Source organism: Aurantimonas sp. HBX-1, assembly GCF_021391535.1.
Lineage (GTDB): Bacteria > Pseudomonadota > Alphaproteobacteria > Rhizobiales > Rhizobiaceae > Aurantimonas.
This window is the reverse complement of the sequence record NZ_CP090066.1, coordinates 1,425,005-1,443,506: the sequence shown is the minus strand read 5'-3', so window position 1 is coordinate 1,443,506 and position 18,502 is coordinate 1,425,005. Positions and strand designations below refer to the sequence as shown.

Here is an 18,502-nt window from a genome sequence, read left to right as displayed (position 1 = left end):
AATCATTAATAAAATATTAACCATAATATACTACATTACTTAATACCTATCACGCACGATCAGATTGCTCGGCTTCAGCAATGAACCGGCAATCTTGAGGAGGTGCGCGTGCTGATCTTGCTCGTCGGGGTGCTGCTGATCGCGTCCATATTGCTCGACGCATTTCTGACCGTGCTCGACGCCAACGGCCGCAGCCTTTTCTCGGTTTGGGCCTATCGCTGGTTCTGGTGGCTCTGGAGGCACCTGTCCCGATTGCTGCCGCCGGCGAGCGCACATCAGATGCTGACCCTCGGCGCTCCGCTGATGATCCCGATGATGATCGCGCTATGGACGGGCGGGCTCGTGACCGGCTTCGCCCTCGTCTATTTCGGAGGGCTCGAACCGCAGGATCAGTTCGCGCTCGGACGATCCGGGACGGACATCGCCAACGCCTTCCGGCTTTCCTTCGTGACCTTGTCGACCATCGGCTTCGTCGAGATCAGCCCGTCCAACATGCCCTATTCCGTCGTCGTGGCGCTGGAGGCGATCCTCGGCAGCATCCTGATAACCCTGACGGTGACCTATTATCTCAGTGTCCAGGACGCGGTCGCGGCCCACGGGCGCTTCGTTACGGGCATGCAGCACCGCATGCCCGACGCCCGCCGTCCATTTTCGGCTGCCGGGGTCTTCCTTTCCCGGGGCAGTGGGGAAACGCTATCTGGCTGGCTGGACACGCTTCATGACGGGACGGCGGCGCTGCACGAGGGGCTGCGGCGCTATCCGATCGTCTATTATTTCCGCCCCTCCGAACGCCGGCGCGGCCTGCCGCAGACCTTGGCGGCACTCAGGGAAGTGACGGCCGGGCTACTCTGGCACCTGCCGGCAGGACATCCCGTCGCCCGCAGCCCGGAGCTTCTCGCGCTCCAGGTCGCGCTGCTGGACCTGACCCAGGACCTCGCCCACCGCTACGTTCCGATCCGCACCCGCACTATCGCTCGCCCGGTCGAAGCGGACATGTTCGCCGCAGCGTTCCACGGAAGGCTCTACGCACCTGATGCCTGGGTCGAGCGTTTTCTTGAGGAGCGGGCCGCCGTACGCGATCTCCTGAACCTCGAAAGGTCCGATCGTGCCGAAGATGCCTATCGCGAGTATCGCGGCTGGTTAGCCTTCGTGGTCCCGCTGCACGACTTCGAACGCTCCATCCGGGCAGACCTCGGCTATTCCGAACGCTTCCGGCCTGGCCGTTCCTCCACCGTCGTCTCGGTCATCGCGCGCGGTCCGAAGGACAGGCCGCAGCAGCTCGAGCGAGTGCGAGAGTTGCGGCCATGAGCCGCTTGCAGTTCAAGACCCTGGCAGCCCGGCTCAGCTTATCGCTCGCCAACGCGGTCTGGCTGGTGCCGGTGGCAGCTGCGGGCTTGGCGCTGGTCGCGGCGAAGACGCTGGTCGACGCGAAAATCACTGTGCCCAACGCCGTGAGCATGTTCCTCAGCACCGGGAGCCCGGTCGGCGCCCGTGACCTGGTGGGCACCATCGCCACCACCTCGCTGACGGTTGCGACATTCGTCTTCTCGATCTCGATGGTTGTCCTGCAACTGGCCAGTTCGCAGTATTCTCCGCGCCTGCCGGGCCAGTTCCTGCGCAGTCGCGGCACCCAGCTAATCATCGGCACGTTCATCTTCACCTTCGTCTACAGCCTGGCGATCGTCCGAGTGATCCGGACCGGCAAGGAGTTCGTTCCGAACCTTGCGGTCACCTTCGCCTTTCTCCTGATCCTGTGCTGCGTCTTGGCCCTGATCCTGTTCATCCACCACGTAGTCCAGTCGATCCGGGTCGAGAGCATCCTTGCCTACATCGAGCGAAAGACCAGCAAGGCGATCGGACGGACTTTCGAGACGCTGGGCGAAGACAATGAGGAAAACGAGGAGAAGGGCGAGGCGGACGCCGCGATCCCGGAGCACGCAGTGCCGGTCCTGGTCGAGGAGTCCGGCATCGTCCGGCGCATCGACGGCAATGACCTGGTCCAGTTCGCGCGCAGCCGCAGACTCGTCCTCCGCCTCGTCAAGAAGCTCGGCCAGCACGTCACTGCAGGAACCGCGATCGGCTGGGTCTGGACCGAGGAGAGGACGTCTCGCGCCTCACCGGCAGACGAGGTGCGCGACGAACTCTCGGTCGCGATTCAGCTTAGCGGCGATCGCACCCTCAAAGACGACGTCGAGTTCGGGTTCGTACAGCTCGTCGACATCGCCCTGCGCGCCCTCTCGCCCGCAATCAACGATCCAACCACCGCCTGCAACGCGCTGCACTCGCTCGGCATCCTGCTCGTCAAGCTGACGGGCTTCCAGCTCGGCGACCGCTTCTTCTTCGACGAGGACGACCGGCTGCGGGTGATCGTGCCGCAGCCGAACTTTACCGATTTCCTCGACAGCGTGATCACGCCGATCCGCCAGGCAGCCCCGGACGATACCTCCATCGCCCTTTGCCTTTGTAGTCTCTTGACGGACCTCGCCCGCGCGGCCCGGACACACGAGCATCACAAGGCACTGTGCGAACAGCTGGAGCGCGTACACAGCGCCTATGGCGAGGGGGCCCAGCAGGCCGTCGATGCCGAACGCATTGATGCCGCCGTTGAAGAGGTGGAACGAGCGCTGGCGGGCAGAAAGCCGAGATCGCCATGACGATGCGCACCTGGATCGCCATCCGCGCCTTCATCTTCTTCGTTGTCGGGCAGCTCACCGGCCACGTCCTGCTGACGGTGATCGTCATCGTCGCAGGACTCCTCCTCCTGCTCTTCTCGGTCTGGGCCTACACGGAAGTGCTCTGGTACGACGCCATTGGCTATCTAGACGTCCTGATCACGGTGGTCATTGTCCAGCTCGGCATGGCGGCCGCCCCCTTCGCGACGATGGCCGTCTTCGTCATCGTCAACATGAACCTCGCCCGCAAACTCGCGCCGCTCGACCGCGTGATCTCGGCCGACGAAACCCGGGTCGACTGGTGGCGGCGGGCCTCCGCTCCCTTTGCGAGGCCGCTCATCACCACGATCGGCCTCCTGTGCGGGCTGATCATCGCGCTCCAGACCTTCGTCCACTGGGACACCTTCCTTCTGTGGTGGCATGGCGACCACTGGGGTCGCAACGACCCCCAGTTCGAGCGCGATCTCAGCTACTTCATGTTCCGGCTCGCCTTCTACACGCTGGTGCAGCGATGGACGTTCATCGGCATCCTCGTGACACTCGTCCTCACCGTCTTGACGAGCTATCTCTTCGGCGGCATCCGACCGCAGGCGCCCGGTTCCAAGATCCCCTTCCGGGTCAACCTGCATATCTCCGCATTGATGCTTGCCCTCATGGTCGTCATCGGCTGGGGCATGATCCTGGAATTGCACCTCCTCAGCTATTCTGAACGTGGTGTCATCACCGGCCTCGGCTTCACCGACTCCAATGCCAGCCTCGTCGCCTACAAATTCGTGGCCACGGCGGTGGTCACCGGCTTCTTCCTCTTTCAGGTCAATATCCGCCGGCCCGGCTGGATCATCCCCACCCTGGCGCTCGTCTGGCTGTTCCTGATCGGCCTGTCGATCGCCCGCTTCTACCCGAACGCCTACCAGTTCCTCGTGGTCGAGCCGCAGGAGCTCGAACGCGAATACCCGTTCATCGAGGACCATCTCGCATTCACGCGTTACGGTTTCGACCTCGACAAGGTCGAGCGGCGTCAGACTCCCGGCGACGCCGGGCTGACGGCCGCGGAACTCGCAGCCTATCGGCCCGCGCTGGAGCAGATCCGGTTGTGGGACCCCGACACGATGATCATCAACTTCCGCGAGTTGCAGGCGCTGCGAACCTATTTCGACTTCGAGGACGTCGACGTCGACCGTTATCGCATTGACGGCAAGGAGACGCTGGTTCTCGTCGGCGCGCGCGAGGTGAAGACCAGGCATCTGGCGGAAAGCGCCCATCGCTGGGAGAACCAGCGCATGATCTACACCCACGGCCATGGGCTCGTGGCGGCATCCGGCACGCAGGCCACCGAGGCCGGCATGCCGGTGTTCCTGACGCGTGACCTGCCGACGAAAGGCGCATCCGCGATCAATGCGGAAAATCCGCGAATCTACTACGGCGAGGCCTCGTCGTCCTACGCGTTCGTGGCTTCCGACGCGATCGAACTCGACCGACCGATCGATGCTTCGAGCCACGCACAGCCGTCCGGCGCTCCTCGTCCTGGGGAGAATCCGCCGCCAGCCAGCAAGGAAAGGGACTGCCCTAAAGAGCAAACCCGCTCGGGCGGGAGGGGCGCGACGGCCGACGAGGCAGGCGCAGCGTCGACAGAAGCTAGCGATGCGTGTCGCCCGGCAGCTATCGGATTTGCGGTCACCGACTATGGCGGGAAAGGTGGCGTGCTGATTGACGACATCGTCAAGCGGTTGGTTTTCGCCATCCGTTTCTGGGACGTGCGGTTCGCCCTCACCTGGCTCGTCGACGACAACACCAGGGTCCAGTTCCACCGCCGTATCCGCGAGCGCATCGAACGCGTTGCGCCCTTTCTCGAACTCGACCGCAATCCCTACCCGGTCGCTGTCGACGGACGCATCAAGTGGATCGTCGACGCCTACACCGTCTCGGACATGATGCCCTATTCGCGGCGGGTGAATCTCTCCGACCTGAGCCAGGTCACGCAGCCGAAGCAGGACGCCGTCTCGGTCATCATCGACGAGTTCACGAGCAGCGCGGCGGGTCTCACCGGCACGGCGAACTACATCCGCGGCAGCGTCAAGGCGGTGCTCGACGCCTATGACGGCTCTGTCACGCTTTACGTGGTCGGGCCCGACGACAAGGTGCTGCAGGCGTGGCAGCGCGCCTTTCCGGGGGTATTCGTGCCGGAGGCTGAGGCCAGCCCGGCCCTGCGTGCGCACTTCCGCTACCCGCAGGATCTCTTCCGGATCCAGTCGGCGATGTGGTCCGACTATCACATGGAGACGCCGGAAATCTTCTATACGAAGGAAGCGGCTTGGCGGATACCGCCCGATGCCGCGTTCATCTCGCTCCGACGCGAGCGTAAGGAGCCGGAATACGAGCAGCGTCGCGAGAACCTGCGGCCGTATTGGCTGATGGCCCGCTTTCCCGGCGAGGAAACGACCCAGTTCGCCATCGTCCAGCCCTTCAGCCCCGCCGGACGCAACCTACTGAGCGGATACCTCGTCGGCCTGAGCGACGGCGCCAATTACGGCCGCCTCGTCTCCTATGCCTTCCCGCCGACGCGGACCATCCTCGGCCCGGCCCAGGCGCAGGCCCGGATCGACCAAGACGCCCGCATCTCGGCCTGGATGACGCTCCGCATGCAGTCGGGCTCTCGCGTTTCGCGCGGGCGGCTGATCGCCCTGCCCGTCGCCGACGCGCTCCTCTATGTCGAGCCACTCTTCGTCCAGGCCGACAAGTCCTCCGTCTCCCACCTTCTCGGCGCGCAGCTCTCCAGCATCCCCGAGATGAAGAAGATCGTGGTGGTCTTCGGCGACAGGGTGGTGATGCGCGACACGCTCGAAGCGGCGATAGCCGCTGCCTTTGGCCAGGAGCCGCACGAGACACCCGTCAGGAGCACCCTCACGATCGAGGGCGCAGGCCCGGACCGGCTGTCCATTACCGTCGGCGGCCAGACTGCCGGCGCAGGCGATCCCGTCGTTGGCGACCGGACCGACATCCCGATGGACACACCCTAGCGGTCGCCGCCGCCCCCGCCGAGAAAGGACAACCTCATGCTGACCCTCATCCTCGTCGTCGCCCTCCTGATCCTGATCGTCACCGTGCTCCTCGCGGCAATGCGCCGATACGATGCCAACAACTACTTCGATCAGGATCGCCAGCCCTTCTACGCGGAGCCCGATGCGCTGGTGTCGGCCGGCCTCCTCTACTCACAGACGGACCGCGAGCAGCGTGAACGGCACACCTATACGGTGACGCCGGCCGGAGAGGCGGGACTGCGCGCATGGCTGCGCGAGCCCTCGAACGATCCGGGTTTTCTGGAGCATCATTTCAGCGGGCTCGTCGCGCCGTTCGATCGCGGCCGGATCGTCACGCGGCGCTTCGCCCTACATCGCTCCCGCCTTGCCGAATACGAACGGCTTGAGCTTCTGCTCGTGAACCGGCCGGAATGGCGTTACGCGCTCGCGGCCGCCCGCGTCGGCGTGCGGTTCGAGCGGCGCTGCCTCGACTTCTGGAAGAGCGTGGAGAGCGAGGGCGAACGGGACGAACCCCGGCAGCGGACGCGAGCCCATCCGGCCAACGAGGGGGACGAGGAAGCCTCCGATGCCGAGCGGGCAGAGACCGCCGCGGCCGCTGATCGCGCCGAGATGCCGGGGGACGACGCATCCGATGACGAAGGCGGGGATGGCGAACAGCCGGAAGCGTCTGAATCCCGCGACGCCTCAGGCGATGGCAAGGGCAAAGCCCCGGACGAATCCGAACGCCAGGAACGCGACCAGCCGGACCGGGAGGCGGACGACGACGCCGAGGCATCCGGGACCGACCGTGCCGATGAGACGGAGACGCCGGAAGCCGACCGATCCGACGACGGAGGTCCGAACGGCGAGCAGGCCGAGCCTTCCGACAAGCACGGCAATTCAGAGAGCGACGAGCCGGGAACGCCGGACGAATCCGAACGCCAGGAACGCGACCAGCCGGACCGGGAGGCGGACGACGACGCCGAGGCGTCCGACACCGACCATGCCGATGAGACAGAGACGCCGGAAGCCGACCGATCCGACGACGGTCCGAACGGCGAGCAGGCCGAGCCTTCCGACAAGCACGGCAATTCAGAGAGCGACGAGCCGGGAACGCCGGACGAATCCGAACGCCAGGAACGTGACCAGTCGGACTGGGAGACGGATGACGACGCCGAAGCGTCTGACACCGACCGTGCCGATGAGACGGAGACGCCGGAAGCCGACCGATCCGACGACGGAAGTCAGAACGGCCAGCAGGCCGAGCCTTCCGACAAGCGCGGCGATTCAGAGAGCGACGAGCCCGACGCGCCTGACGATTCGCCGCCGCAGGAAAGTGACCAGCCGGACCGGGAGGCCGACGACGACGCCGAGGCGTCCGACACCGACCATGCCGATGAGACGGAGACGCCGGAAGCCGACCGATCCGACGACGGAAGTCAGAACGGCCAGCAGGCCGAGCCTTCCGACAAGCGCGGCGATTCAGAGAGCGACGAGCCCAAAACGCCGGACGAGTCCGAACGGCAGGAAAATAACCAGCCGGACCGGGAGGCCGACGACAACGCCGAGGCGTCCGGGACCGACCGTGCCGATAACGCGGAGGACGCCGATCCTGCGGAGACGTCAGGGGAGAGCGGAGCCGAGACCAAGGACGCGTACGGCGGGGCGCTGAACAAAGCCGCAGATGACGAGACGCGGTAGCCGGCGTCACATGCAAGCACGGCAGGAAGGACAGCACGATGCTCGACTACTTCCGGAAAAGGCGTTCTCGCGACAAGCACACCCGCTTCAAGATCAAGCGGCGTCTGTTCATAGCCCTGCTGTTCCTGTCGCTTCTCTTCGGCTGGATCGCGATCGGCCTATTCATGCCGTGGTTTGAAACAACTTTCTCCGCCCCGTCGCTCAGTGCCCGCGAGACGCCTGCGCCGCAGCAGGCAGCGGCGCTTCGCCGGCTAACCCCGTCCGTGCCCGCCCTCTGACAGGAGATTCAAGCCATGCTCGTCATCATTCTCATCGTCGCCTTCATCCTGCTCCTGATCATCTATCTCGTCGCCGCCTTTCGCCGTCACGATTCCGACAGCGACGTCGACCAGGAACGCGATCCCTTCTTCTCCGAGCTGTCCCGGCTCGCCGCAGCCGGGCTTCTCTACGAGCAGGAGGAGCGTTCTTATGGCCGGCCGCGCAAGTCCTATACGGTCACGCCCGCCGGCGAGGCCGCGCTTCGCACGTGGCTGCGCGAACCGATGAACGACCCCGGGATGGTCCGGCTCTACTTCGCCGGCATCGTCGGCCCTGCTGACGTCGTCTCACTCGCCCGACAGCAGCGCCAGCGCCACGAAGAGCGCCTCGAGCAGTACCAGCGGATCGAAGGGCTCCTCGCCAACGGGAATGGCGAGTGGGAATCGACGCAGAAGACGATGCGCCTCGGCCGCCGCTTCGAGGAGACCTGCCTCGAGTTCTGGAAGAACGAAGTCGACCTGCCGATGAACGCGGTGCCCGACCCGCAGCGCCACCGCGCGCCATGAGACCCAGCCCGTCTCCAGTCACCTCCAACCGGAAGGGAAAGACCACCATGTCCAGCAAAACCAGTTTCTGGCTCTGCGGCACTCTCGCCGCCTTCGCGGTCTCCTGTGCGGCGGCAGAGGGCAATCAGGTCCGCATCATCCAGGCCGACGAGGAGACCCGCCGAACAAGCACCGCGACGATCGATCAGACCGGGAGCGACAACCGTGCCGACGGCGATTTGAATGGCGCCGCCGGCATGACCTTCTTCGACGGAACGACGCTGAATGTCGCGCCCGCCGACGCCGGCATCTACCAGCACGGCGCCAGTTCCACGTCTGTCATCGAGCAGTTCGGCGATGCCAATGCCGCAGCGATCCGCCAGGCTGGTCCCGACGACGGCGCGGACGGGTCCACCGTGCGGATCCTGCAGGGCCAGAGTGGCTACAGGTCGAAGGATAGCGTTGCAGCGGTACAGCAGGCGGGCGATGCGAGCAGCGTCACGATCGAACAGAACGGCACGGGCAACCGTTCCTTCTCCTTCGAGAGCGGCAGCGCGACGGCGACTTTCGGCGCAACGGCGACGCCCGGCCACGGATCCTCGGGAGGATCACCGGGAAACTCGGGCTCCGATAGCGGCAACGAACAGACCCATACGCTTCAGGGCGAGGGTAACGAGAGCCAGGTCGTCCAAAACGGCGACGCGCTGAAGGCCGAGATCACCCTGTCGCATGGCCGGGAAGACATCGGCCGCATCGGCCAGACCGGCAGCGGCCACAAGGCATCCTACGTGGCCAAGGCCGGCGCTGGGCGCTTCGGCGAGGTGACGCAGTCCGGTTCCGAACCGGGCACGGTCGACGTCGACGTGAGCGGAAGCGATCACCGCACGCGCATCCACCAGGGTGGACCAGGCGGCTCGCACAAGGCGTCCGTCACCCAGGCAGGCCGCGGCCACCAGGCTCTGGTCCGGCAGGAGGACGAATCCAAGTCCGGCGAAGGAAATGTCGCGTCGATCACCCAGAAGGGCACCGCCGGCAGCGCCGATATCGACCAGTCCGGTGCAGGCGCGGCGAACAACGCGCAGATCGGTCAGGAGGGAGCAAGCTCCTCCGGCCTTGCGGCCACGGTGCGCCAGAACGGCATGGGCGGCGGCAACAAGGCTGATGTTGACCAGACAGGTGCCAACCAGAGCGCCACGGTCGAGCAGTCCGGGAAAGGCGGCCGCAGCGTCGGCGCGATCGACCAGTCGACCGATGCCAGCAAGGGCAACAGCGCGACAGCCATCCAGCAGATCGACGCGGCGTCCGGCACGGACAGTATCGACATCGATCAGGGCGGCGACAATAACGATGCGAAGGCACGCCAGTCCCGGAGCGAAGGCGGCACCGGCCACACAGCGACCCTCGCCCAGCCAGGCACGCGCAACAGCGTCGACCTGCGCCAATCCGGGGCTGCGCAGCTCGGCAACGTCGCCCAGGCCGGCAACCGCAACCGTGTCGAGGTCAAGCAGTCAGGCACGGGCGGCCACAAGAGCGATGTGGACCAGAACGGCAGCCGGAACGCCGCCGATATCGAGCAGGATGGCGACGGCAGCACCAACAACGCCGCTATCGACCAGTCGTCGACCGAAACCTCGCGAAACCAGGCCCAAATCCGGCAGGCCGGCGCCCGCGGCCTGAACACGGCGGATATCGATCAGTCGCGCGAGCACAACGAGGCGCGCATCACGCAGGACGGAAACGACGGTGGCACCGGCCACAAGGCCTCGATCACCCAGCCGGGCGCTGACAATCGGGGCGATGTCAGCCAGTCCGGCAGCGCCCTGGAGGCGTCGATCTCGCAAGATGGCGAGCGAAACGTCGGGGTCGTCGAACAGTCGGGCGGCGGGGCCAGCGGCATGGCGCAGACCTCCACCGGCAGCAGTGCATCGGATAACGAGGCGCGCATCATCCAGTCGAGTGGTGGCAACAAGGGCTCCATCGATCAGACGAGCTCACGGAATGTCGCCAGGATAACGGAAGCGAACCCTGCACCGCAGCGGGCGACCAACGGGGCCGATATCGACCAGGGCGGCGGACCGGGAAACCGCGCGGAGATCACGATTGCCGGCGAGGGCACCGGACGGACGGCCACGATTGCTCAGGATGGGGAGTCGGGGACGGCGAAGCTCAGCCTGTCGGGCAAGGGAGACACGATCAAGGCCAAGGTCCAGCAGACCGGCCCCGCCAACCGCACGGACGCCACAGCCAAGGCCGAAGGCGGCAACGGCGTGACGTTGAACGTCCAGCAGAACGGCGCCGACAATCGCCTCCGCACCGAACAGCAAGGCCACAACCTCAAGCTGAAAGTCTCGCAGAATGGCGACGGAAATCTCGTCGACGTTACGCTGTCCGGCAACGGCTATTCGGTGACGATCACCCAGAAAGGCTCGGGACATCGGCTGAAGCGGCATTTCACCGGACCGGCGCCCGGCGGGGGCGACCACACGATCGTTCAGGGCCGCTGACCGCAGCCGCCGTTCCGATGCGGACAGACCGCGCGCCGGGCACCCGACGCACCACCCTGAGCGGCCGGCGCGGCAACTGGTCGATTTTCCGCGCCTTGTGCCCGCCAACCTCCTCGCACCAGCGGTGGTCGATGAGTGGCTTCTCGGAGATTGTGCAGACTGGTTCCGCCACCGGATCCCGGGCACCATGCATGCTTGTTCGCCGCCATAGGAGAACCTCCAGACGTGACTGCTCTGAATGCAACTCCGGCGATCGGCGGAGCCACCGTTCTGGTGCTGGGCCTGCTTGCCGGCTACATCAAGAACCGCCTCTGGATCAGCGAGCCGGCCCTCTGCCTCCTGCTGGGAGCGGCCATCGGGCCGGGCCTTCTGGATCTGGTTGATCCGTCCCAACTCGGCGTCGATCAGTCGCTTCTGATGAAGGAAGTGGCGCGGCTGACGCTGGGCATGGCGGTCATGGGCGCCGCGCTGCGGCTCCCTACCCGCTTCGCCCGACGGCATTGGCGCGACGTCGCGATCTCTCTCGGCATCGGGTTGCCGCTGATGTGGCTGACAGGCGCGGCAATCGCCGTGCTGATCCTCGGATGGTCATGGCTGCCCGCCCTCCTCATCGGCGCCATCCTCGCCCCGACCGATCCTGTGCTCGCAGGATCGGTCGTCACGGGCAAGACCGCCGAGGAGAACATACCGGGACGCCTGAGGAACCTGCTGACGGTCGAGAGCGGCGCCAATGACGGCCTCGGAATGCTGGCCGTCATGCTGCCAATCCTGCTTCTCACCCGCAGTGCGGGCGGTGCAGTGGAGCATTGGCTGACATTCGTGCTGTTGTGGGAAATTCTGGCGGCTGTCGTGATGGGGCTTGCGGCGGGCTGGCTTGCCGGCCGCCTCCTGGTCTGGGCCTACGATCAGCCGTATTCAGAAAGCCACTAGACCGTCACCATCGGGCTCGCGCTAACCATTACCGTGCTTGCCGCCGTGAAGCTGGTCGGCAGCGATGGCATCCTCGCCGTCTTCGCCGCCGGGCTCATGCTCAACCGCTACGTCTCCAGGCGCGAGACACGGCACGAACACGCGCAGGAGGCGATAGGCCGGTTCTTCAATCTCCCGGTCTTCATCCTCTTGGGCGTCGCCCTGCCATGGACTGGATGGGCGCAGACGGGCTGGTCCGGCCTTCTCTTCGCGGTCGCCATTCTCGTGTTTCGACGCATTCCATGGTGGCTGCTTCTGAACTCCCGAATTCGCGCCATCCGCAACCGGCGCGAAGCCCTGTTCGTGGGTTGGTTTGGGCCGATCGGCGTGGCATCGATCTACTACGCGATGCTGGCGCAGGAGGAGACCTCCCTCACAAGTCTCTGGCCGGTGGCAACCTTGGTGATCGTTGCATCTGCCTTTGCCCACGGCATCTCGGCGACACCGCTCGCCGACAGGCTGACGAAAGGAAACGACGAAGCGTCGGAGAGACCGCCCAAAGTCGCCGAGCGGTGACATGCCCTCTACCCGAACCCTCCGGGGTCGAGCTTTTCCAGCCGAAGGTGACACGATGGCGTTGGCTAGGTCCCCCTCCCGACTGCATCCGAGGGACTGCGCGGCTAAAGGCCGGGGAACCGGCGGTGGCGGTTACGAGGCAAGGTCGACCTCGCCGCTGCGCTTCGCAGCCAATCGTGGCACCTCACACCGCCACCTGGACAGGCGTCCTGGATCACTCTGATCGACGTGCCATCGGGAACGCACTCGCACAGGTCCATGACGTCCTGGTTGAGCAGGCGAATGCAGCCTGGTGAGAACCGCCTTGCCCTTGCCGATCAACCATAACCCCTGATGCGCCCCGTGCAGGCGATAGAGCGTGTCCCATCCAATCTGGAGAATGTGGAGGGTCTGGGCGCCAGGAGGGTGATGCTTGAGACCGGGATCCAGACCGCCATTGGCGATGGAAAACGGCGCCAGGCTGCCGTGCGACCACCTGCTTCGGCGGCTTCCATCGCGGCCACTCGCGCTTGCACTGCAGCTTTGCGCGGCCAGACCGGGCAAATCTTCCGGCCAGACGCCGATGCCGTAGCGAACGGCGGACCACCTGGGTCCCGTAAGCCTCGACGGTTGGCTACCGCGGCTACTTCGGGTGTGCGGGTTGACCCGATGCAACCTGCACGGAGCAGTTTCATCGCATGTGGTAGCTATAACCGTTCCGCCGTTGGCTTGGGGAGCCCGGTCCAACTTCGCGGGGCGCCCTCACCTCTCACCGCCCGAGCCCTCCAGGCGCTCCGGAGGTCCCGGAGGGGGCGCGTCAGGGGTTCGAGACGCAAAGGGAGGGTTTGCGTTCTCCGGATCGGCTGCCGTGTCGATCGGTTTGTCCGGGTCAAACTCCTTCTCGACATTACCGGACTGAGCGTCGGCTACGTTCGGCTTTTGCGACATAGAAATTTTCTCCCGTTCCCTATCTGAAGACGCAGGTCGGCAATTTCCGGCCCTCCGACAGTCTTGCCGTCCAGGAGGAGGACAATCATGCGAACCTACGAAGTCAAGGGAATGCACTGCGGAGGCTGCGGGCGGACCGTCACCAGAGCATTAAAGCAGCACTTTGGCGAGGATACGGAGGTCTATATAGACGTTGACGTTCGCGAGGTCAGGGTCGCGGATTTCGCCGATCCGCAGGTCGTCGCTTTCATCCTGAACGGTGCTGGATATCCGGTGCAGCGAGTGAGCGACTAGCTGCATCCTGGACGCTATGGCAACGGCCGGGCGCGGCGTCCGCTGATGCGAGGCTCGCGATCGCGCTTCGCCTGTCGCGAAAAGAGGAAGCAGGATAACTCCATAAACGCGGATAGCGCCGGAATTCGAGCAGAACTGTGCGTGGGCTACAGCGACTGCTGCCGGTGCGAGGCAGAGCGATGGCCCCCGCAGAACACCCGAAAGAATGCGACACGATTCTGGCCGGAAGCGGTAGAAGCTCAACGCCCTACCGGGCGGTGATGCCGAAGCATCTCTGCCCCTGCGAACGTAGGTCGAAGGATCTGCTCGAACGACGAGGCTTCGCCGTGCGTATGCGTCGGCGGTTCGAGCAGGGTGCGACTTGGCTTTGCCTCTTTGACGGAGAACCGGATGATGATCGTCTCGACGATCTGGGTGCCGGTCCGGACGCCGTGGCCCGGCTGATCTTTCGGCTGTCGCCTACGCAGCCAGGCGAACGGCACCCCTGCTCACGAGGAGAGAACCACGGCGCTTTGCTCGGCTTTGCGCTCGTCGCTGCCTTAGGCGTTGCCCACCACTACACCCTGATGTTGCCGCAAGAGCGGCCGACGGGGGCAGGTTCCGAAGGAAGCCCGACAGAGCCCGCATCGTATTTGAACGATTCTGCTCCGCGAAAGTTCTCCCAGCTTGACCCCAGGATCGATTTCCTGGCTGCACATCGAACAGGAGGCAAGTCAATGCCCGCAAAGTCCAAGGCGCAGCAAATGGCAGCCGGTGCCGCCCTGGCGGCAAAGAAAGGTGATAAAAAGAAGAGCGAACTTAAAGGCGCATCGAGGTCGATGGAGAAGTCGATGAGCGAAGAGGAACTTCATGACATGGCGTCAACCAAGCGGAAGGGGAAGCCCGAGCACGCCTCGAGTTCCTGACAAGGCTTCGTCCCTGAAATCGACAAGTGCGACGCGCATGTGGGCGAATGAGGTGGAGGCGGTGTAGCCGTGTACGGCATCAGGGTCAGGTTCCCCTGCGCGCGACCTGTTCGACGGCTGCGGAGGGCCCACGCCAGGATGCGGTATTCAAAGGTCGGTGTGGCGTGATGCGAGAAGCTGCCCGCTCACGGGGTGGCCTTTGCACCAAAGCAGCCTCGCGGATGCTTGCAGCGGAACACGCATAAAAAGAGTGCGTGAGACGTCGGTTTTGCCGAGGAGGGCGTTCTTCTGGCCGCACCTATTCAGTCGCAGACGAAATGCTCGTCAGCCTTGCCTCCCCCATCCATTCCCCGGGCGCGCCCGGGCTGTTGCAATAATCCACGGTGTGACCTGCCATGACGAACATCCCCAGGGAAACCACGATCGACGCATCCCCCTCGCTGCTACGGGAGGGTTACACCTTCATTTCGACCCGATGCGCTCGGCACGGCACCGACGTCTTCCAGACCCGCATCATGGGGCGAACCGCCTACTGCCTGACAGGCGCGGAGGCAGCCGAAATCTTCTTCGAGCCGGATCGGATGACGCGGCGAGGAGCGCTGCCCAGGTCGACCCTGCGCCTGCTCCAGGACGAGGGCAGCGTCGCGACGCTGGACGGATCCAGTCATCGTCGGCGCAAGGCGATGTTCCTCGAGCTGTTGTCGCGAAAACATTCTGAAGAACTCGCTACCCTGGCCGCGGAGGAGCTTCGGCAGACTGCTCAGATATGGGCACTGAAGCAGTCCGTTCGCCTCCACGACGAATTCCGGGACATACTCGGTCGCGTGATCATCCGGTGGAGCGGCGTCGATCTCGACGACCAAGAGCAGGATCGGCTGATCGACGAACTGGGCGCCATGATCGACAATGCGGGATCTCTCGGTCCGCCCAATTGGATTGCGAGGGCACGTCGCTTGCACAGTGAACGCCTGCTGCGACGGCAAATAGACAGGACGCGGGCGGGCTTTCTTCATCCGCGCGAAGACAGCCCTCTGTTCGTCATATCCTGGCACAGGGACGAACGGGGGCATCTTCTGGAACCCGATGTCTGCACGGTCGAACTGCTGAATATTCTAAGGCCCACCGTCGCCGTTTCACGCTTCCTGGCTTTCGCGGTCGATGCGCTGGGCAAGCATCCCGTGGACCTATCCCGCCTGGCAAAGGACCGGGACTATGCTCGGAGTTTTGTGCAGGAAGTGCGGCGTTTCTATCCCTTCTTCCCGTTCGTTGCCGGCATCGCTCGCAAACCATTCAGCTGGCGCGACCACGACTTCGTCGCCGGAGACTTCTTCCTGTTGGACATCTACGGGACAAACCGGGACCCCGCGGTTTATGACCGTCCGGAGGCGTTTCTTCCCGAGCGTTTTCTCGGGCGCGACCCGACCGCGTTCGACCTGATCCCTCAAGGCGGCGGCAGTCACGGCGACAATCACCGATGCGCCGGAGAATGGGCAACGATCGCACTTATGATCGCGATGCTCCAGACCTTCGTCGGGGACGTACGCTGTCGTCCGCTGTTGGAGGACCGGATCGACCGGTCGGTACTGCCGGCCACTCCGAAGCATGGTTTCCCTGCAAAGGTCGTGCAACGCCATTGAGGCGCCGCGGGACCGGTGTTCCGCTCCAGCGCCGATCTTGAGAAAGTCCGTACGCACCCCTATTGGCGCAATTCACCGTCATGGCTGCCGCGCCGCGTCAGGATGCGGAGCGACTTCAATGGCCCTTGGTCTCGAACGTTACGACGACGACGAAGGCGATCTGTCGGATGAACGCCTTCGAACCCGCCTGTTCAAGCTCGATCCCCAGCTCGACGATCAAGCGCTGCAGCGGGCCGCCGAGGACCAAGCCCCCTTTGTCTGTCCCTCGCGCCATGTCAGGCTTTGAGAGAGCGGCATGACGTCCCGCGAGTACGACAAGGCGCGGCCCTGGCTTGGGGCGAAGCGCCAGTGCTCTCAACCTGCTTTCCTTCGACAGCTGCCGATGGATGGGGCTTTTGTGCGGAGGGGCGAGTCAAGCTGCTGCTTGACGGCAGATAAAGAAGTTATCCACTCGCCCGAAAAGCTCTGCCGGAGCCGAAACAATAAGCCAGCGGGAGGAGCCTGGAGCACACACCGAAGAGGTGGCATAGGCGAAAAGGCGTACACACATGCGCAACATTTTGACTATGTCGAAAGCGCCTGAGCGCCGATTTCGCGGCGTGAAGTGATCACCTCCGTGCAACGCCGGCGGCGATGGTCGATGGCCGAAAAAGACCGCCTTTGTCGAGAAGGCGATGCGGCCCGGAATGAGCGCATCTTTCTTGGCGCGGGGGCAAGCCTCGCTATGCCGGATGCGTTGCCAATCACCGCGTCGGCGACGTTGCTGATCCCGTAGCGATTACAACGCGTCGCGAAGCACGTGGCCCGTGCTCAACCTGGAGAGAAAGAAGGCCCCGCGCGATATCGTTGCAGAAGAAGCCAAGACACGGATCCGACCCAGGCCACCATCATCAGGCCGAGAACCCGCTCATAAGCGCCGTCCCAGGCGGTCGGCACGTAGAGAAACACCGGAGCGAGGACGAGCCATGCCGCCCCCAAGGCGAGGCTGAAAACGCCCCACCGGAAGTTGATCCGCGTCAACCCGGATGCCGAGGAAAGTAGCACGAGAAGGAATACTCCGGCCAGAAGATAGGTCGCGTAGGTGTGAATGTCCGCGCCCTGGTTCGTCGTTCCGGCATAGCCGTTAAAAAACGCAATCACGACGACGTCGATGCCCAGCAGCATCAGAAGGACCCCGGCGGCCAACCATCTAAGGTGCCCCAGCCGCCAGCGGAAGAAGCCAATCCCGCAAGCCACAAGCGCGGAAGCAAAGCCGTAGAGCCCCACATCCTGGATCCACGCATATCGACCGACCGCAAGGGCACTGATCGTCTCGCTGATCGGATTGTGCGCGTCGACGACGATGATGCCGGCAAGATTAGCGACCACCACGGCGACAGCCCCGACCATACCGACGATTCCGCAATTCCTGAGCATGTCGTCGCGACTCGTCGCCTTCGCCGCGTCCGCCTTCTGCCGTCTCATGGCCATATCCTATTCCAAGTTTTGTGTTTTCCGGCGAAGGACCGCTGCAAGGGCAACGGCAGACCGGAGCAGCCATTAGTTTCCTGGCGAATCGACCGGCTCTTTCTCGCGATCCCTGCGGCACTGGCGACAGGATTGCGCAGGCCACCGCGATTCGGCGACTTGCAAGGCAGAAAGGCAGCGGACCAGCCACCGCTTCTATACGCTGGCCCGCTGGCATTTTCGGCCGCCCCTTCGGACGTTAGGGGAAGAACCGGGCAGAGCCTGCCGGTCAATAGCCGTTGAACATCGCCAGATATTCATCCGACGAGATCATCCCATCGGCGTCGGCATCGGAATCCTCGAAGCTGGCCTCTTCCAGGTAGCTCTGCTCAAACTCTTTTTCGTCCAGTGAGCCGCTGTCGTCGGCGTCATATTTGGACAGGTCGACTTCCTTGAACATTCGCTGACCATGGGCGTATTCCTGTTCCTCCAGGGTCGCGCTGCCGTCCGTGTCGACCGAGGAGTAGAGGGCCGAGCGGAACTCATCGCTGTCCAGCCCGCCGTCGGAATTGCTGTCTGCCTCTTCGAACGGGACGCTCGCACCCTCGGCCTGCGCATCCTGCGCGGCCACCGGAGCGCCGGTCAGCAAGAGGGCGATTGGAGCCATCGTCAGCCAAAGTTTCCTGTCGATCATGTTGCTTCCTCCTATCTGTTACCAAGAGGCGAACGACCCCCGGAATGAGGAGTTCCAACAATCGCCGCTCGCGAGGCCGCTCAGTTGGCGCGCCACCGTACACTCCTGCGACTTCGCGACGGACCAGGGGCTGCCGGATAGACCGACAGCCTTTTGAAGCCGAGAGAAGCGGTTGCTGTTCGCCGACGGAACCGTCCTGCGTCTTGCAGTCCGGTGAACGTTTCCCTTCTGTCGGGACCGGTACGCCGAGGGTGTGGCGCCCTCCCCACCAGTTTTGACCCTTCTTGAAACGGGACATGAATCTTGAAACGGGACATGGAGCGACTTCACGGGCGGCCTCTGCCCGCCGAAAAGCGTGATGCCTTCATTGACGGCTCCCTGAGCCCCTTCAGCAACCATGGCGGACGCACACCGTTG

The 18,502-nt window shown here is 64.3% G+C and carries 13 protein-coding genes and 1 pseudogene; 12 read left to right on the top strand and 2 right to left on the bottom strand.

From position 1 onward, the window contains the following. Window positions 1-102 precede the first annotated feature (102 nt). The 12 genes and pseudogenes from LXB15_RS06795 to LXB15_RS06735 all read left to right on the top strand — a co-directional run bounded on the left by LXB15_RS06795 (window position 103) and on the right by LXB15_RS06735 (window position 16,231). Complete coding sequence (locus tag LXB15_RS06795; protein WP_233951893.1) at window positions 103-1,308, top strand: potassium channel family protein; 1,206 nt, start codon at window positions 103-105, stop codon at window positions 1,306-1,308. Then, a complete protein-coding gene (locus LXB15_RS06790; protein WP_233951892.1) occupies window positions 1,305-2,654 on the top strand; it encodes a DUF2254 domain-containing protein in 1,350 nt (449 codons plus the stop codon). Before LXB15_RS06795 ends, LXB15_RS06790 begins: the two co-directional genes overlap by 4 nt. Then, on the top strand, window positions 2,651-5,689 hold the full coding sequence (locus LXB15_RS06785; protein ID WP_233951891.1) for a UPF0182 family protein: 3,039 nt from the start codon (window positions 2,651-2,653) through the stop codon (window positions 5,687-5,689). The genes LXB15_RS06790 and LXB15_RS06785 overlap by 4 nt, the downstream gene beginning before the upstream one ends. Window positions 5,690-5,725: 36 nt before the next feature. Next, a complete protein-coding gene (locus LXB15_RS06780) occupies window positions 5,726-7,390 on the top strand; it encodes a hypothetical protein (RefSeq protein WP_233951890.1) in 1,665 nt (554 codons plus the stop codon). Window positions 7,391-7,428: 38 nt separating this feature from the next. Then, entirely contained in the window at window positions 7,429-7,668 is a 240-nt protein-coding gene (locus LXB15_RS06775) for a hypothetical protein (RefSeq protein ID WP_233951889.1), read from the top strand. A gap of 15 nt (window positions 7,669-7,683) precedes the next feature. Next, window positions 7,684-8,214, top strand: coding sequence for a PadR family transcriptional regulator (locus LXB15_RS06770; RefSeq protein WP_233951888.1), 531 nt, complete (start codon window positions 7,684-7,686; stop codon window positions 8,212-8,214). Between the two features lie 47 nt (window positions 8,215-8,261). Continuing rightward, window positions 8,262-10,697 carry a hypothetical protein gene (locus tag LXB15_RS06765; protein ID WP_233951887.1) on the top strand — a complete coding sequence of 812 codons (2,436 nt, stop codon included), beginning with the start codon at window positions 8,262-8,264 and terminating at the stop codon, window positions 10,695-10,697. A gap of 135 nt (window positions 10,698-10,832) precedes the next feature. Further along, window positions 10,833-12,182, top strand: a pseudogene (locus tag LXB15_RS06760) (cation:proton antiporter). Window positions 12,183-13,196: 1,014 nt separating this feature from the next. After that, window positions 13,197-13,403 carry a heavy-metal-associated domain-containing protein gene (locus tag LXB15_RS06755; RefSeq protein ID WP_233951885.1) on the top strand — a complete coding sequence of 69 codons (207 nt, stop codon included), beginning with the start codon at window positions 13,197-13,199 and terminating at the stop codon, window positions 13,401-13,403. Window positions 13,404-14,119: 716 nt separating this feature from the next. Next, the gene (locus tag LXB15_RS06745; RefSeq protein ID WP_233953078.1) at window positions 14,120-14,308 is read left to right on the top strand and encodes a DUF3008 family protein; all 189 of its coding nucleotides are present in this window, start codon (window positions 14,120-14,122) and stop codon (window positions 14,306-14,308) included. 395 nt (window positions 14,309-14,703) lie between these two features. After that, window positions 14,704-15,945 carry a cytochrome P450 gene (locus LXB15_RS06740; protein WP_233951884.1) on the top strand — a complete coding sequence of 414 codons (1,242 nt, stop codon included), beginning with the start codon at window positions 14,704-14,706 and terminating at the stop codon, window positions 15,943-15,945. A gap of 118 nt (window positions 15,946-16,063) precedes the next feature. Further along, window positions 16,064-16,231 carry a hypothetical protein gene (locus LXB15_RS06735; protein WP_233951882.1) on the top strand — a complete coding sequence of 56 codons (168 nt, stop codon included), beginning with the start codon at window positions 16,064-16,066 and terminating at the stop codon, window positions 16,229-16,231. Window positions 16,232-16,755: 524 nt separating this feature from the next. Here LXB15_RS06735 and LXB15_RS06730 read toward each other — a convergent pair. Together LXB15_RS06730 and LXB15_RS06725 are read right to left on the bottom strand one after the other, a co-directional pair. Next, a complete protein-coding gene (locus LXB15_RS06730; RefSeq protein ID WP_233951880.1) occupies window positions 16,756-17,409 on the bottom strand; it encodes a DUF998 domain-containing protein in 654 nt (217 codons plus the stop codon). A gap of 271 nt (window positions 17,410-17,680) precedes the next feature. Continuing rightward, complete coding sequence (locus tag LXB15_RS06725; RefSeq protein WP_233951878.1) at window positions 17,681-18,085, bottom strand: hypothetical protein; 405 nt, start codon at window positions 18,083-18,085, stop codon at window positions 17,681-17,683. Window positions 18,086-18,502: the final 417 nt, after the last annotated feature.

Bases quoted from the DNA above. Each gene is read 5' to 3' on its own strand.
- LXB15_RS06790 (WP_233951892.1), top strand. From the start codon at position 1,305: ATGAGCCGCTTGCAGTTCAAGACCCTGGCAGCCCGGCTCAGCTTATCG.
- LXB15_RS06785 (WP_233951891.1), top strand. From the start codon at position 2,651: ATGACGATGCGCACCTGGATCGCCATCCGCGCCTTCATCTTCTTCGTT.
- LXB15_RS06780 (WP_233951890.1), top strand. From the start codon at position 5,726: ATGCTGACCCTCATCCTCGTCGTCGCCCTCCTGATCCTGATCGTCACC.
- LXB15_RS06775 (WP_233951889.1), top strand. From the start codon at position 7,429: ATGCTCGACTACTTCCGGAAAAGGCGTTCTCGCGACAAGCACACCCGC.
- LXB15_RS06770 (WP_233951888.1), top strand. From the start codon at position 7,684: ATGCTCGTCATCATTCTCATCGTCGCCTTCATCCTGCTCCTGATCATC.
- LXB15_RS06765 (WP_233951887.1), top strand. From the start codon at position 8,262: ATGTCCAGCAAAACCAGTTTCTGGCTCTGCGGCACTCTCGCCGCCTTC.
- LXB15_RS06755 (WP_233951885.1), top strand. From the start codon at position 13,197: ATGCGAACCTACGAAGTCAAGGGAATGCACTGCGGAGGCTGCGGGCGG.
- LXB15_RS06745 (WP_233953078.1), top strand. From the start codon at position 14,120: ATGCCCGCAAAGTCCAAGGCGCAGCAAATGGCAGCCGGTGCCGCCCTG.
- LXB15_RS06740 (WP_233951884.1), top strand. From the start codon at position 14,704: ATGACGAACATCCCCAGGGAAACCACGATCGACGCATCCCCCTCGCTG.
- LXB15_RS06735 (WP_233951882.1), top strand. From the start codon at position 16,064: ATGGCCCTTGGTCTCGAACGTTACGACGACGACGAAGGCGATCTGTCG.
- LXB15_RS06730 (WP_233951880.1), bottom strand. From the start codon at position 17,409: ATGAGACGGCAGAAGGCGGACGCGGCGAAGGCGACGAGTCGCGACGAC.
- LXB15_RS06725 (WP_233951878.1), bottom strand. From the start codon at position 18,085: ATGATCGACAGGAAACTTTGGCTGACGATGGCTCCAATCGCCCTCTTG.